The sequence below is a fragment of the Enterobacter cloacae complex sp. 2024EL-00227 genome (assembly GCF_043945315.1).
Lineage (GTDB): Bacteria > Pseudomonadota > Gammaproteobacteria > Enterobacterales > Enterobacteriaceae > Enterobacter > Enterobacter roggenkampii.
In genome coordinates, this window is sequence record NZ_JBIMQP010000007.1 from 228,387 (window position 1) to 243,552 (window position 15,166).

Annotated in this window: 12 protein-coding genes; 4 read left to right on the top strand and 8 right to left on the bottom strand. The window is 57.4% G+C overall.

Annotation, left to right across the window (positions count from 1 at the left end; translation table 11 throughout):
* Positions 1-16: 16 nt before the first annotated feature.
* The 7 genes from tldD to mreB all read right to left on the bottom strand — a co-directional run bounded on the left by tldD (position 17) and on the right by mreB (position 10,058).
* Positions 17-1,462, bottom strand: coding sequence for a metalloprotease TldD (gene tldD / locus ACHH0Z_RS14540; protein WP_023326182.1), 1,446 nt, complete (start codon positions 1,460-1,462; stop codon positions 17-19).
* Positions 1,463-1,546: 84 nt separating this feature from the next.
* Positions 1,547-5,344, bottom strand: coding sequence for an AsmA2 domain-containing protein YhdP (gene yhdP, locus ACHH0Z_RS14545; RefSeq protein ID WP_045409581.1), 3,798 nt, complete (start codon positions 5,342-5,344; stop codon positions 1,547-1,549).
* Positions 5,345-5,385: 41 nt separating this feature from the next.
* Positions 5,386-6,855, bottom strand: coding sequence for a ribonuclease G (gene rng, locus ACHH0Z_RS14550; RefSeq protein ID WP_008502847.1), 1,470 nt, complete (start codon positions 6,853-6,855; stop codon positions 5,386-5,388).
* Positions 6,845-7,438 (bottom strand): nucleoside triphosphate pyrophosphatase, encoded by a 594-nt coding sequence (locus ACHH0Z_RS14555; RefSeq protein WP_021242285.1) that lies wholly within the window; start codon positions 7,436-7,438, stop codon positions 6,845-6,847. Before ACHH0Z_RS14555 ends, rng begins: the two co-directional genes overlap by 11 nt.
* Before the next feature lie 9 nt (positions 7,439-7,447).
* A complete protein-coding gene (mreD, locus tag ACHH0Z_RS14560; protein WP_008502849.1) occupies positions 7,448-7,936 on the bottom strand; it encodes a rod shape-determining protein MreD in 489 nt (162 codons plus the stop codon).
* Positions 7,936-8,952 (bottom strand): rod shape-determining protein MreC, encoded by a 1,017-nt coding sequence (gene mreC / locus ACHH0Z_RS14565; protein ID WP_008502850.1) that lies wholly within the window; start codon positions 8,950-8,952, stop codon positions 7,936-7,938. Before mreC ends, mreD begins: the two co-directional genes overlap by 1 nt.
* A 62-nt stretch (positions 8,953-9,014) precedes the next feature.
* Positions 9,015-10,058, bottom strand: coding sequence for a rod shape-determining protein MreB (gene mreB / locus ACHH0Z_RS14570; protein WP_000913396.1), 1,044 nt, complete (start codon positions 10,056-10,058; stop codon positions 9,015-9,017).
* Between mreB and ACHH0Z_RS14575 the strand changes: the two genes are divergently transcribed.
* The gene (locus tag ACHH0Z_RS14575) at positions 10,027-10,260 is read left to right on the top strand and encodes a hypothetical protein (RefSeq protein WP_162230876.1); all 234 of its coding nucleotides are present in this window, start codon (positions 10,027-10,029) and stop codon (positions 10,258-10,260) included. The genes mreB and ACHH0Z_RS14575 overlap by 32 nt on opposite strands.
* A gap of 80 nt (positions 10,261-10,340) precedes the next feature.
* Here the strand turns inward: ACHH0Z_RS14575 and csrD are convergent, their stop codons facing one another.
* Positions 10,341-12,281 carry an RNase E specificity factor CsrD gene (gene csrD, locus ACHH0Z_RS14580; protein ID WP_023326184.1) on the bottom strand — a complete coding sequence of 647 codons (1,941 nt, stop codon included), beginning with the start codon at positions 12,279-12,281 and terminating at the stop codon, positions 10,341-10,343.
* Between the two features lie 182 nt (positions 12,282-12,463).
* On the opposite strand from csrD, the gene ACHH0Z_RS14585 reads away from it, so the two are divergent.
* The 3 genes from ACHH0Z_RS14585 (at position 12,464) to msrQ (ending at position 15,117) form a co-directional block, all read left to right on the top strand.
* Positions 12,464-13,438 (top strand): MDR family oxidoreductase, encoded by a 975-nt coding sequence (locus ACHH0Z_RS14585; RefSeq protein WP_023294684.1) that lies wholly within the window; start codon positions 12,464-12,466, stop codon positions 13,436-13,438.
* 77 nt (positions 13,439-13,515) lie between these two features.
* Positions 13,516-14,517, top strand: a complete 1,002-nt coding sequence (gene msrP, locus ACHH0Z_RS14590) for a protein-methionine-sulfoxide reductase catalytic subunit MsrP (RefSeq protein WP_008502853.1) — start codon at positions 13,516-13,518, stop codon at positions 14,515-14,517.
* The gene (msrQ, locus tag ACHH0Z_RS14595; protein WP_008502854.1) at positions 14,518-15,117 is read left to right on the top strand and encodes a protein-methionine-sulfoxide reductase heme-binding subunit MsrQ; all 600 of its coding nucleotides are present in this window, start codon (positions 14,518-14,520) and stop codon (positions 15,115-15,117) included.
* The last annotated feature ends 49 nt before the right edge of the window (positions 15,118-15,166 follow it).

Here is a 15,166-nt window from a genome sequence, read left to right on the forward strand (position 1 = left end):
TTTATATTTGCTCAGGTCAGGCTGTGCCGCCCACCGTCAGGTTGTCTACTTTCAGCGTTGGCTGGCCCACGCCCACCGGCAGGCTCTGGCCCTCTTTACCGCAGACGCCCACGCCGTTATCCAGCTTCAGATCGTTACCGACCATGGAGATCTGCTGCATGGCTTCAATACCGGAGCCGATCAGCGTCGCACCTTTCACCGCTTTGGTCACTTTGCCCTTCTCGATCAGATACGCTTCTGAGGTAGAGAAGACAAACTTACCGGAGGTGATGTCCACCTGGCCGCCGCCAAAGTTAGGCGCAAAGACACCGTAATCAACGGATTCGATAATCTCCTGCGGCGTGGATTTGCCCGGCAGCATGTAGGTATTGGTCATGCGCGGCATCGGCAGGTGCGCGTAGGACTCACGACGGCCGTTACCCGTTGGCGCAACGCCCATCAGGCGCGCGTTGAGTTTGTCCTGCATGTAGCCTTTCAGCACGCCGTTTTCGATCAGCACGTTGTACTGGCCGGGCGTACCTTCATCGTCGATAGCGACCGAGCCGCGACGATCGCGCATGGTGCCATCATCCACCACGGTGCACAGTTCAGAGGAGACAAGTTGACCAATCTGACCGCTGAATACCGACGTTCCGCGACGGTTAAAGTCGCCTTCCAGACCATGGCCCACCGCCTCATGCAGCAGCACGCCCGGCCAGCCGGCACCCAGCACCACCGGGAATGAACCCGCCGGCGCCGCGACGGCATTCAGATTCACCAGCGCCATGCGCACGGCTTCTTTTGCCCACGCGTCAGCGCGCGCTTCACCGTCAACGTCGCCCAGGAACCAGTCATAGCCAAAACGACCGCCGCCGCCGCTTGAACCGCGCTCGCGTTTGCCGTCCTCATCGACCTGCACGCTGATAGAGAGACGCACAAGCGGACGGACATCTGCCGCCAGGGTACCGTCCGTTGCCGCCACCAGAATCAGTTCATACACACCGCTCAGGCTGGCTGAAACTTCCTGCACGCGTTTATCTGCCGCGCGCGCCACTTTGTCCACGCGGCGCAGGATATCCAGCTTCTCTTCACGGCTCATGCTCTGCAGCGGATCGATGCTGGTATAGAGCGCAGAGTGCTGCACTTCTCCCAGGGTTTTCACGCGACCATCGCCGGTATCACGCACAATTGTGCGCGCGGCCTGCGCGCTCTGCTCAAGTGCGGCGAGGCTAATCTGATCGGCATACGCAAAACCGGTTTTCTCCCCGCTGACGGCGCGGACGCCAACGCCCTGGTCGATGTTATAAGAGCCATCTTTAATGATGCTGTCTTCTAAAACCCAGGATTCGTGATAGCTCGACTGGAAATAAAGGTCGCCGTAGTCGAGACGGCGTTCGGTCAGTTGACCAAGAATGGAGAACAGGTCCTGATGGTTCAGGCCGTTCGCTGCGAGCAAATGTTCACTTACCAGGTTCAGACTCATCGTATTGCTACTCGTTCGTTGCCGCCCGTGGCGGTATAAAGATCGTATTTATTGAGAGTGAGGCAATTACCTGCCCACGTCAAATCATTGCTGTGCATCTTTGCGCGGCTGGCGCAGCACCTCGTTAATCTGCGGTTTATCGACCGGACCGGTAATGCGGTAGCGCAGAATGGAGACCTTGCTCCACAGCGGCCCCAGCACTTTGCTGGCGGCAAACACCGCCGCACCGACAATCGGGTTCACCACGAAGGCCGCCGCAACGCCCACGCTCGCGGAAATTTCCGGCGCCACCACGGCTTCCATATCCAGCTCGCGGCGCACGAGGTTGACCGAGCCTTTCATGGCGATATCCGCTTCCAGGCCATCCACCAGCGTATCGTCCGTATGTAGAACGCCGTCCTTGATCCACGCCGTACTGCGGATGGAATCGTAGTAAAACCCTTCACTGAAGGTATCGCTGAAATCGAAGCGCAGCTTGCGCAGCAGCGCATCAAAACTCAGCAGGCGCAGGATCTGCCCGGCGCGCCCCGTGCTCACGTCGGCGATTTCACCTTTGCCGAAGCGGGTTTTCAGAATGCCGTTCAGCGAGGCCTCATCCGGCTTCCACGGGGCGTCGCGCCAGTGAAGATCGTAATCGACGTCAAATGACGAACCGCGCAGCGGCGTGCTGATGCCAAAGAAATTGGCTGCCGCATCCAGTTTGTTGCCTTTAATGTCGCCCTTGAGGGACGTTCGCTGCTCGCCCGGATTATTCACCCATTCCCCGCCTGCCGTCATGCGGCCAAAGCCGGTGTCGATCAATCCACCGGTGAGCGTAAGCGTATTTCCCTGAATGACAAAATCACCGTCGATACGACCATATTTCTGTCCCCACAGCCAGCACTCCGCGCAGCGCAGCTGGAGATCGGGCCAGCCGCTAAAGTCGACGCGGGAGGTTTGACTCAGCGGCGAGGCATCCGCCGGTTTATCTTTACTCGCGGCGGCCGGGTTGTAGTAGAGATAGCGGATCGCCGCCTGCCACGGCGCGTGATTGCGCATGGTCAGCGTGCCGTTGATCTCCCGGCCCTGGGCCTCCACTTTCGTACCGTTAGCAGCAGGCTGCGAGACAATACTCAGGTTGTTCCACTGCTGCCCACCCAGCATCAGCGACGGCGTGCGTACGGTAATGGTTTGCGGGAACTGCGCGGTTTCATCAACGTTTTGCCCAACGCCTTTCTGGAACAACGCCAGCCACTCTGCACCGTCCATCGGCGGCAGATTCAGCTCAACGCCCGTCTGCTCTGGCAGCGGCGGCGTGGAGCGGCTATCCGTCGTCCAGATGGCCCTGTCGAGAGTGAGCTTGCGGTTAAGCAGCCAGCGGCTGTTGAAGTGGTTCGTCCCGCCCGCGTTTCCGGTCAGCGCGAAGCTGTTCAGGTTGCCCTCGACGTTCAGCTTCACCGGCAGCGGCTGTCCGGCCTGTTTATCCAGCGGCGCAGGCAGCTGGCTTCGAAGATTCTTCAGATCCCCCGTGATGTCGACCTTGTACTGGGCACCCGCATGATAAGGCAGGTCGATTGCCACTTTACCCTGCCAGGCGACCGCCCCCTCCACCGACGCCTCAATCGGCTTCGGCAGGACATCCATTCGCGCTGGCTGCCAGTTACCGTCCAGATTGACGGCCACCTGATACGCCTTTTCACCCTCTGTGGTCGTGAAGTCGATATTCACGGGCTGATTAAACCAGCTGGCGGTCAGCGGCTCGCTCTTCAGGTTACCGTTCTCAAAGCTGAACTGCCCGCTGAGATTTTTCAGGGTGCTCTCAAGGGGTTTAATGTACAGACTGTTGTTCTTCAGACGGACGTCGCCTTTCGCGGTGGTCATCTCACCGTCCAGCGGGATATCAAGATGTAAGCGAGCATTCACATCGCCATCAAGCTGCAGCTGCTGAAGCGTCGCCGCCAGCGACTCTTTCAGGGGGGTCTCCTCAAAGTACGGTCCCACCGCCTTGCCGGGACCGTTGATGTCGGCATCAATCAGCAGCTTCTCTTTTGAGTAGTCCGGAATGTTGGCCGTCAGGTTGCTGGCCGTTACGCCGCCCAGCGCCACGCTGTCGGACTTCATCCACAGGCCGTCATTGAGGAAGTTAAGTTCGATATCCAGGTTTTTCAGCGCGGGCCAGCCCGGCTGGAACGCGAAGGTGGCGTCATGCAGCGGCACCAGAACCTGGAACTGACCTTCATTATGTTTGTACGGGAACAGATGGGGGTTACCGCCGTAGACCAGCGTGGCGTTTTCCGCCTGACCGCCCTGAATTGCGCCGCTCAGATAGTCGACCAGCGCTTTACCCATCAGGTTTTCCGGGAAATAGCGCCAGGCCTGCGAGCCATCATCGGTACTGATTCCGGCCAGAATACCCAGCCACGGCTCGTCCCCCTGCGGTTGCAGATAGCGGAAGTCACCCCGCGCGTGCACCGCTTTGGCTTTGACGTCGATATGGCGACCATCGAGCTGGAAGCCCTTATCGTTACGGAGCCAGTTAAGCACTGCGTTGCCCTGTTCGATTTCCAGCGGCGCGCGGAAGACCGTCTCGTACGGCATTCTGGCGTCGTGCATATCAACCGTCAGCCTGCCGTTCTCCACGCTGCCTTCCAGCTTGCCGCTAAAGTGCTCCGCACCCGGCAGCAGCTTCCACTGCTTCCAGGCAAGATCTTTCCATGTTGCCTGGAAACGGGTTTTTTCCGTCGCCTGAAGCGGGATATCCAGCGCCAGAGAATCGATCTTTCCGCTCGGCTGCGTAGCCAGCCAGATCTCGCCCAGGTCTGGAGAGAGCTTTGCCGCCATTGAGCGCAGCCCTTCAATGGCGGCCAAATCCAGGTTGCTGGCGCGGATGCGCAGCTCGTCGCTGCGTTTACTGGCCGTGCCGCCAACGTCCTGCTCCGGCATCCAGGCCAGCGTCAGCGCACCGCGCGGCCACGGCTTGCCGTCCATCGCGATCCGCGTATCGGGAATGGCAAACTGCCAGCCTTCTTTCTCCTGCGTCACGTGGGCGGTGAGGTTATCGACGGAAAGCTGATGCTGTTGTTTTTCGCCTTTCCAGCTCGCGCCCCCCTGCTTGAGCCAGATATCGCCGCTGGCAAATTCGCCTTTCGTCAGGGTCAACCAGCCTTCAAGGCTGAATCGGGCCGTTTCCAGCTGCATATTCTGCTGGAGCCAGTCGCCCAGCCACGGTTTGACGTCCACATCGTCGGCCTGCAGCCAGACTTTGCCGTTATTTAGCAGACCGTCATCGTCACGCAGATCCATGCGCACCTGCATCACGCCGTGCTGACCGTTCAGGCTGGAGAGACTCACCTGCCCCTCAGCGCGGTGCCGGTTCCTGCCGTTGAGCCAGGTCAGCTGGGGGATCGCCAGTTCCGCGCGCTGGCCGGAAAGGGTAATAAAGCTCACTTCGCTGTCGCGCAGATCGAAATGATCGAACTGGCGCAGGAAAAGATCGCTAAAACGATTGGCCTCAAGCCCCTGGCTGCTGTCGCCGCCCGAGATGGGCGTATTGGTCAGAAACTGAAGCTGATAAAAGGTGAGATCGCGAAACTGCCAGCGCAGATGCAGCAGGCTTTGCCAGACGTCCAGCGCCAGGGTCACGCGTTTGATTTTGAGGTGGCCGCCATCTTTCAGGCTGGCGTTGATATCCCGCACATCGAGCGTCGGGCCAAAATTCTGCCAGCTGGCGCTTACCTGGCTGACGTTCACCGGCACGCCGGTGGTGGATTCGATTTTTGCCAGCAGCTGCGGACGCCAGCTGTCCAGATGCGGTAAAACGAGGCGTAGCCCGCTCACGAGCAACGCGACAATCACGACCAGCGTTGCCCCTGTAAGCAATAAAATCCCCGGCAATCGCCTCACGCATCTCTCCTTGTCAGCTTTGGTCACGCAGCGTACTGCGCTTACATCATCACGACGTCAAACTGCTCCTGGTTATAGAGCGGTTCAATTTGTACTTTTACCTGTTTGCCGACAAAGATTTCCACTTCCGCCAGCGCGTGTGACTCTTCGCCTTTCAGCGCTTCAGCCACCGCAGGGGAAGCATAGACCAGAAAACGATCGGAGTCGTAGGCATGATGCACACGCACGATTTCACGCATGATCTCGTAGCAGACGGTCTCAACCGTCTTTACCGTTCCGCGTCCATGGCAGGTCGGGCATTCATTACACAGCACATGCTCCACGCTCTCGCGGGTACGCTTACGCGTCATTTCCACCAGCCCCAGCTGTGAGAAGCCGTTGATGCTGGTTTTCACGCGATCTTTACTCAGGGCCTGCTCAAGCGAGTGCAGCACGCGGCGGCGATGGTCTTCATTACTCATATCGATGAAGTCGATGATGATAATGCCGCCCAGATTGCGCAGACGAAGCTGGCGCGCAATCGCCTGCGTGGCTTCGATGTTGGTGTTGAAGATGGTGTCGTCCAGATTGCGATGACCGACAAACGCGCCGGTGTTGATATCGACGGTGGTCATCGCTTCGGTCTGATCGATGATCAAATAGCCGCCGGACTTCAGCTCAACCTTACGCTCCAGGGCTCGCTGGATCTCGTTTTCGACATCATAGAGATCGAAGATCGGCTGACGCCCGGTGTAGTGCTCCAGCAGGCCTGGCATCTCCGGGATATATTCAGCGGTAAACTCCAGCAGCGCTTCATACGTCAGGCGGGAATCCACGCGAATGCGGTCGAGCTGCGCGTCGGCAAAGTCACGCAGCACGCGCTGCGCCAGCGCCAGCTCACCATAGAGCTGATAGCGGGTCTGGTTGCGTTTTTTACGCTCCATCACTTTTGTCCAGACGCGCTTCAGGTAAGCCGCATCTGACGCCAGGTCTTCCTCGCTGATCCCTTCCGCGGCGGTGCGGATGATAAATCCGCCCTGTTCATCGCAGTAGGCGCTGACGACTTTCTTCAGGCGCTCGCGCTCGCTTTCGCTCTCAATACGCTGCGAAACGCCCACGTGCGACGCGCCGGGCATAAAGACCAGATAGCGGGAAGGTAAGGTGATATCGGTGGTCAGACGGGCGCCTTTGGTACCAAGAGGATCTTTCACCACCTGCACCATTAAGTCCTGCCCCTGACGCACCAGTTCAGAAATGTCACGCACGGCAAACTGTTTTTGCTCTTCGCCCGCGACGCACTCGGTGTGCGGCATGATGTCGGAGGCATGTAAAAATGCCGCCTTATCCAGTCCAATATCTACAAAAGCCGCCTGCATACCCGGCAGTACACGACTGACACGACCTTTGTAGATATTGCCTACTATTCCGCGCCGCGCTTCACGCTCAATATGAATTTCCTGAAGAATGCCACCGTCAATATAGGCCACACGGGTTTCCGATGGCGTTACGTTTACCAACAATTCAGCCGTCATAATTATCCCTTCCCTCACGCAGTGAGTTAAAATTGCTCAGCAACTCATACGTTTCCACCAGCGGTAAGCCGACTACGGCGTGATAGCTGCCATGAATCTTCCTGACAAAACAGCCACCCAGCCCCTGAATACCGTATGCACCTGCTTTATCCATCGGTTCACCGCTGGCAATATAAGCGGCGATCTCGTCGTCGGTAAGTACTCTGAACGTGACATCCGTCACCACCAGGCAATCCAGCACGTGCTGGCGGTCCGCCAGCGCGACGGCCGTCATCACCTGATGCGTTTGCCCGGACATTTTGCGCAGCATGCGCGCCGCGTGTTCGGCGTCATGCGGTTTCTCCAGCACTTCACCGTTAAGGATAACGATGGTATCAGCTCCCAGCACGGGCAGATCGCGCGGCACGCAGGCCACGCCCGCCTGCGCTTTCTCGCGCGCCAGACGTGACACGTACTGTTGAGCACTTTCGCCCTCAGCACGTTTTTCTTCAATGCCGGTCACGATGCGTTCAAAAGAGACCCCAAGCTGCGTCAGGAGTTCCTGACGGCGCGGGGAGCCGGAAGCGAGATACAAAGACGTCATAGAAACCTTTTATTGCACAGCAAACTGCTGGCGAACCTTACGCATCAGCAGGAATAGCCACGGCCAGAGCACACCGTTTACTACACTACTCCAGAACACTTCCGGTCGGAAAGAGACGTTGATCACTAAAAACTCTGCCCAGAAAACAACGATATCCGCAGCAAGCGACAACAGCATCACGACCAGGGCCTGTTGCCAGAGCGCGAGGTTACGGAAGAGCTGGAATTTCAGTGCGACGAGGTACGCAATAATGCTCATGGACAAGGCGCGTACGCCCAGCGTAGAGCCACTAATGAGATCCAGTATGGCACCCATCACAAAACCCGTGCCGACATTTACGCGATGCGGCAGGGCAAGGATCCAGTAGAGCAAAATGAGCAAGACCCAGTTTGGCCGGAAAACGAGAATGTTATCCGGCCAGGGCATAATCTGCAGCAACAGTGCAATGAGGAACGAGAGCCAGATGACCCAGCGTCCCTGGCTACGATAGCTTGCCACTACTGCCCTCCCGAAGAGAGTTTAGGCGGTGGCGGCGCATCCGGCAGCGGCTGCGTTAACCCCGTTGCCGGTGCCGGGACTGGCGCAGGCGGCCCCATAGAGTCCGCTGGCGGCAGAACCTGCGGCATCATCTGCATCAGGCGTTCATTTGCCACACGATGGACCTCTTCAGGCGTCATCGGGTTAGTACCGTTACGATCGGCGCCCCACAGCAGCAGCAGGTAGCGCAGACGCTGTAAACCGGCGGTTGGACGCGCCTGAATCACGGTATAGGCACGCTGCGTATCCAGCTTCACCGAAGAGACCACCGCAACCGGATAGCCTTCAGGGAAGCGGCCACCCAGACCGGAGGTCACCAGCACGTCGCCCACGCGGATATCCGTGTTGGCCGGCAGGTGTTCCAGCTGCAGATCGTCCGTACAGCCGTTCCCGGCCGCAATCACGCGGATATCGTTACGCAAGACCTGGATCGGCAGCGCATGCGTGGCGTCGCAAATCAGCAGCACGCGGCTGGTCAGTTTGGCGACGGCAACAACCTGGCCTACTACGCCTTTATCACTGATGACGGGCTGGCCTTCATACACCCCGTTGACGCTCCCTTTGTCGATCACAACCTGATCGCTGTAAGGGTCGTTCACGGTGGAGATCACCTGGGTAACCATCTTCTGCTCATCCTGACGCAGCGGCGAGCCGAGCAGCTCACGCAGACGCGCGTTTTCCTGCTTGTATTGCCCCAGCATCAGAAGTTCGCTGTTTTTCAGCAGCAGTTCCTGGCGTAATGCCCGGTTTTCAAGTTCGAGCTGGTCTCGTGAAGACAGCGTTTGAGAAACGGAGTCGAGCAGTTCACGGGGACCATTTGATATAAAGTAGAAAGGACTGACGGCGGTATCCATGTACGTTCGGATCTGGCTGAACGTACCGAGGCGGCTATCGGCAATAATGACCCCAAGCGCAACCAGAACCGCCAGAATGAGGCGAAACTGTAGCGATGGGCCACGGCTAAAAATTGGCTTCATAGGCTATGCGTATTCTCGCGTCAGAGAGAAAGGGTAGCAAATTGCTACCCTCTCAAACTCGACTACTCTTCGCTGAACAAATCGCCGCCGTGCATGTCGATCATTTCCAGCGCCTTGCCACCACCACGGGCGACGCAAGTCAGTGGATCTTCTGCAACTACGACAGGAATACCTGTCTCTTCCATTAACAGGCGGTCGAGGTTACGCAGCAGCGCACCACCACCGGTCAGAACCATACCGCGCTCGGAGATATCGGACGCCAGCTCTGGTGGGCACTGTTCCAGCGCAACCATTACCGCACTCACGATACCCGTCAGTGGCTCCTGCAGTGCTTCCAGAATTTCGTTGGAGTTCAGGGTGAAACCGCGTGGAACACCTTCAGCCAGGTTGCGGCCACGTACTTCGATCTCGCGCACTTCATCGCCCGGATATGCAGAGCCGATTTCGTGTTTGATACGCTCTGCGGTGGCTTCACCGATCAGAGAGCCGTAGTTACGGCGCACATAATTAATGATGGCTTCGTCGAAGCGGTCACCACCGATACGTACGGAAGAGGAGTACACCACGCCGTTCAGAGAGATAACGGCCACTTCAGTGGTACCACCACCGATATCCACCACCATGGAACCGGTCGCTTCAGACACAGGCAGACCTGCACCGATTGCCGCCGCCATTGGCTCTTCAATCAGGAACACTTCACGCGCACCTGCACCCTGAGCAGATTCACGGATTGCGCGACGCTCGACCTGGGTTGCGCCAACCGGCACACACACCAGAACACGCGGGCTTGGACGCATGAAGCTGTTGCTGTGAACCTGCTTGATGAAGTGCTGAAGCATTTTTTCAGTCACGAAGAAGTCAGCGATAACGCCGTCTTTCATTGGGCGAATAGCGGCGATGTTGCCAGGGGTACGACCCAGCATCTGCTTCGCGTCATGACCCACAGCGGCTACGCTTTTCGGCGAGCCTGCACGATCCTGACGAATGGCCACAACGGAAGGCTCATTCAATACGATGCCTTGTCCTTTTACATAAATAAGGGTATTCGCAGTACCCAGGTCAATGGACAGGTCATTGGAAAACATGCCACGAAATTTTTTCAACATACTAAGGGATAATCCTGAAAGCTGGGGCGGAAAACAAAATCCGCTTACTTTACCAACCACACGCAGCAGCGACAAGGCGCAAAAATCATCTGCAACGGTGAAAATTTGTGCAGTACGTTTCCTGATGTTACAAAATCATCCCCTGACTCCCTCAGGGCTGAGTAAACAGCAGCACTCCTTACTGACCTTTGTAACCCGTTAAAGGTCGTTCACTGGCTTTTTGCTCGACATACTCAAAGCTACAGGCGCGATATTCTACGTGAAAACAGCGTAAACGGCAGGTCAAACCGAGTATCTTTGCAAATATTTTTTCACATTGGTGTCAAGCGGCTGAGAGGCAGCAAAAAAATCCCCCTGACCACCCATTACACCGCGCTCTGTTAACATTTGCCATTCGCCTCTGGCGCGCACGCCCGCGGCAAATACCTGTGTTCGCGTTCCTTTGCACGCTTCAACCAGGCTCTGTACCAGCAGCTGGTTTTCCGTGCGCTTTTCAATATTCCTTACCAGCCCCGGATGTAGCTTTAATAGCTCCACATCCAGCTCCTTGATCCAGTTGGTGCTGACCAGCGTCAAACCTGCCTGCGTCACCGCGACGCGCGCGCCGAGCGCGTTGATCAAACGAACCACCGGACGTAACCGGCTGATGTGTTGACCTACATCCGCCTCAGCAAGTTCAAAAATAATGCGTTTGCGTTGCGATTTTTCGCATTGCATTAATGTATCACGCAGCCAGCGCTGAAAACGCGGGCGTATTAATGACTCCACGGTGACCTGTAACGCCAGGCTCTCTTCAGGCCAGAATGATAAAAACGGAATCAAGCGGCTAATTTGCTGACGGTCATACTCTTCGGACAGCCCAAATTGCAGCACCATTGGCAGATATTCCGCAGAAATAACCTCTTCCGTACCGTCAAAAATACGACACATCAGTTCACGGTGATGAACGTTGCCGTTTTTCATGACCGCGGGTTTTTGATAAATACGCGGTCCGCCGCGACTTAGCATTTGCTCAATCAACGTACGCCAGCGCACGTTACCGCGCCCTTTTTCCGGCAGCGAATCATCATAGACCGCCCATCCGTTCGCGCCCTGCAGCACGGCGTTGCGGGTGGCCGCTTCCGCATGCTCCATCACCTGTTCTGTCGATTGTCCGCCACGCCAGGCGCAGATCCCCATGTGGACCATATCGTCCCTGTCGAGCATTTTGCTCTGCGGCAGCGCATCAACCGCCTTCAGCAGCTGGCTGGCGATGCTTTCCGACTCCTTCAGCGTCCGATGCGGCAGCAACACGGCAAAGTCGCTGCGGTGGTAGCGGGCCAGCAGCGCGCCCGGGTAGCGCATAATAAAGGTGGAGAGCAGGTTGATCAGCGTAAAGAGATTTTCTTCCGCGGCCCGCTGTCCCCAGGTGTCGCGCAGGAGATCGAAATCAGGCAGGCGAATCATCATCACCACCCCGTGCGTCCCCACTTTTTCCGAATCGTCGAGCAGCGTGGCGAGCTGATTATCAAAGAAAAGGCGGTTGTTGAGGCCGGTTTTATTATCCTGGGCGGCATAGGAGCGGATCAGCGTATCCATACGGCTGCGCTGGTCGCTGGCAAACTGGATTTCCGAAAGCAGCGTATCCAGCGCGCTGCTGGCGCGTGACGGCCATTCGTGGACTGAACCACGGACCTGCGGGCCGCGTTCACCGTTAAGGATCCGCACGGAGCGCATCTCCAGCAGCTCCTGGCCGGAGAGCTGGCGGCGCAGCCAGCGGACCGCGAGAAAGATCAGCAGGACGATAAACGCCACCGCGACGGTGAGCGGCGCGGTGGTCATCATGGAACGGAAATAGCTGGCCATCGGATCGAGATAGACCATGTGTATGGTCATCCCCGGATTTTTAAGGGAATGTACGGTCACTTCCCGATACTGGCTCACTACGCCCGCAGGCCGATAGCTTCCCGGGCGTTCGTGGCTTAACACACGATGCTTTCCCTGCTGAATGTCGATCTGAACAATATCAACAGGTACCATCAACTCATCGAGCTCCCTGGAGAGTGCCGGTAGCGGCGTCGTCAGCAGACGCGTATCAATTACCGACGCGACAGACTGTACCCGGTTAACCAGTTTGTCCTGAATGGCGTTGTAAAAGCTCAGAGAGCAGCCCAGAAGGGTGACAAAAATGGTAAGCCCCGTCAGCAAGGTGATAAAAGCTGAGAACTTCGTCGTTAATCGCATCCTTGAGATTACTCCGTGGGTTGATGGGGTAGCGAGTAAGCGCTAACTTGCATGTCAAATGCGGCATACTACCAAATCGGGTGTATCTGGCAATTTATTGCGTTAAATCGGCACTGCGTTTCCCTGAGCGAGTATAGTCTTCAGAAATTATTTTCCAATCAAATGAGTCGAGAGGACCCCGTATGCAGGCTTTGATCTTAGAACAGCAGGACGGCAAAACGCTTGCCTCAGTGCAGGCGGTAGAAGAGAGTCGCCTGCCGGAAGGCGAAGTAACCGTCGACATCGACTGGTCCAGTTTAAATTATAAAGATGCGCTGGCGATTACCGGGAAGGGTAAAATCATCCGAAATTTCCCTATGGTGCCGGGTATTGATTTCGCTGGCCGGGTACATACCAGCGAGGATCCGCGCTTCCATCCGGGCCAGCAGGTCCTGCTCACCGGCTGGGGCGTAGGTGAAAATCACTGGGGCGGGCTGGCCACGCAGGCGCGCGTGAAGGGCGACTGGCTGGTGCCGATGCCGAAAGGCATGGATGGCCGCAAGGCGATGATCGTCGGCACGGCAGGCTTTACCGCGATGCTGTGCGTGATGGCGCTGGAAGACGCAGGCATCCGCCCTGAATCGGGGGAAGTAGTCGTCACCGGTGCCAGCGGGGGCGTGGGCAGCACGGCAGTGACGCTACTGCATAAGCTGGGCTATCAGGTTGCGGCGGTTTCCGGTCGGGAAAGTACCCACGATTACCTGCGCCAGCTCGGTGCAAACCGCATTCTCAGCCGTGACGAATTCGCCGAAACCCGTCCACTGGAAAAACAGGTCTGGGCGGGCGCGGTGGATACCGTCGGTGATAAAGTGCTGGCAAAAGTCCTGGCGCAGATGAACTACGGCGGCTGCGTGGCCGCCTGCGGACTGGCGGGCGGATTTGCCCTGCCAACCACCGTGATGCCATTCATTCTGCGTAACGTCCGCCTGCAGGGCGTGGATTCCGTGATGACACCTGCGGCTCGTCGTACTGAGGCATGGGAACGTCTGGTGCGCGATTTGCCGGAATCTTTCTACACCCAAAGCGCCACGGAGATTACGCTCAGCCAGGCACCGGACTATGCCAGTAAGATCATGGATAACCAGTTCCACGGTCGCGCGCTGGTGAAAATCGCCTAATCTTCAAATTTTCGTGACATATTCGCGCGAATCACTCTCCTCCGTCATGCTTAGGAAAACGCATGACGGAGGATGCCATGAAAAACCGAAAACTGACGGAAGCCGACGTAACGTCCGAGTCTGTCTTTATGTTACAGCGCCGCCAGATCCTGAAAATGCTTGGCATCAGCGCCACCGCGCTCTCGCTCTCGCCTTCGGCTCACGCTGACCTGCTCGACTGGTTTAAAGGCAACGATCGGCCGAAGGCCCCTTCCGGCGCCCCGCTCACCTTTACGAAACCCGCCCAATGGCAGAACAAACTGACGCTTACGCCAGAAGATAAAGTGACGGGCTATAACAACTTCTACGAATTTGGCCTCGACAAGGCCGATCCTGCGGCCAACGCCGGTAGTCTCAAAACCGATCCGTGGACGCTGAAAATCGACGGCGAAGTGGCAAAACCCCTGACGCTGGACCACCACGATCTGACCACCCGTTTCCCGCTCGAAGAGCGTATCTACCGCATGCGCTGCGTGGAAGCCTGGTCGATGGTGGTGCCCTGGATCGGCTTCCCGCTGCATAAATTGCTGGCGATGGTGGAGCCCACCAGCAACGCAAAATATGTCGCTTTCCAGACGCGCTATGCGCCGGACGAGATGCCGGGCCAGAAAGACCGGTTCATTGGCGGCGGGCTGGAGTATCCCTACGTTGAAGGGTTACGCCTTGACGAAGCCATGCACCCTCTTACGCTGCTGACCGTCGGCGTTTACGGCAAGGCGCTTCCGCCGCAGAACGGCGCGCCCATCCGTTTAACCGTGCCGTGGAAATACGGTTTCAAAGGAATTAAGTCTATCGTCAGCATTAAGCTCACCCGCGAGCGTCCGCCAACCACCTGGAATCTGGCGGCTCCGGACGAATACGGTTTCTTCGCCAACGTGAATCCGCACGTGGATCATCCGCGCTGGTCGCAGGCGACCGAGCGTTTTATCGGTTCCGGCGGCGCGCTGGACGTGAAGCGCCAGCCAACGCTGCTGTTTAACGGTTATGCGGATGAAGTGGCCTCGCTGTACCGTGGCCTCAATTTACGGGAGAACTTCTGAGTGCGTTTAACGGCAAAACAGATTACCTGGCTGAAAGTGCTGCTGCATTTAGCCGGAATACTCCCCTTTCTCTGGCTGTTCTGGGCCGCCAGCCAGGGGCTTTTTAGCGCCGATCCGGCCAAGGATATCCAGCATTTTACCGGTCGGATGGCTCTGAAATTTTTACTGGCCACCTTGCTCGTCTCGCCGCTGGCGCGCTACGCTAAACAGCCACTATTGATACGCACCCGTCGGCTTTTGGGGCTATGGTGTTTTGCCTGGGCCACGCTGCATCTGACCAGCTATGCCCTGCTGGAACTGGGAATTAACAATCTGACACTGCTTGGCCGCGAACTGGTGACGCGCCCTTATCTGACGCTGGGTATTGTGAGCTGGGTGATTTTACTGGCGTTAGCGCTGACATCCACGCAATATGCGCAGCGAAAGCTGGGCCGCCGCTGGCAGTTGCTGCATAACTTCGTCTATCTTGTCGCGATCCTCGCACCCATTCATTATCTGTGGTCGGTGAAGATCCTCTCTCCGCAGCCGGTCCTTTACGCGCTGGCGGCCGTGGCGCTTTTAGCATGGCGTTACAAGAAGTTCCGCCAGTGGTTGCGATAGTTCGCGAAACTGTGCGTTTTCCCGCAGATTGCCTCTCAACCGCAAATCT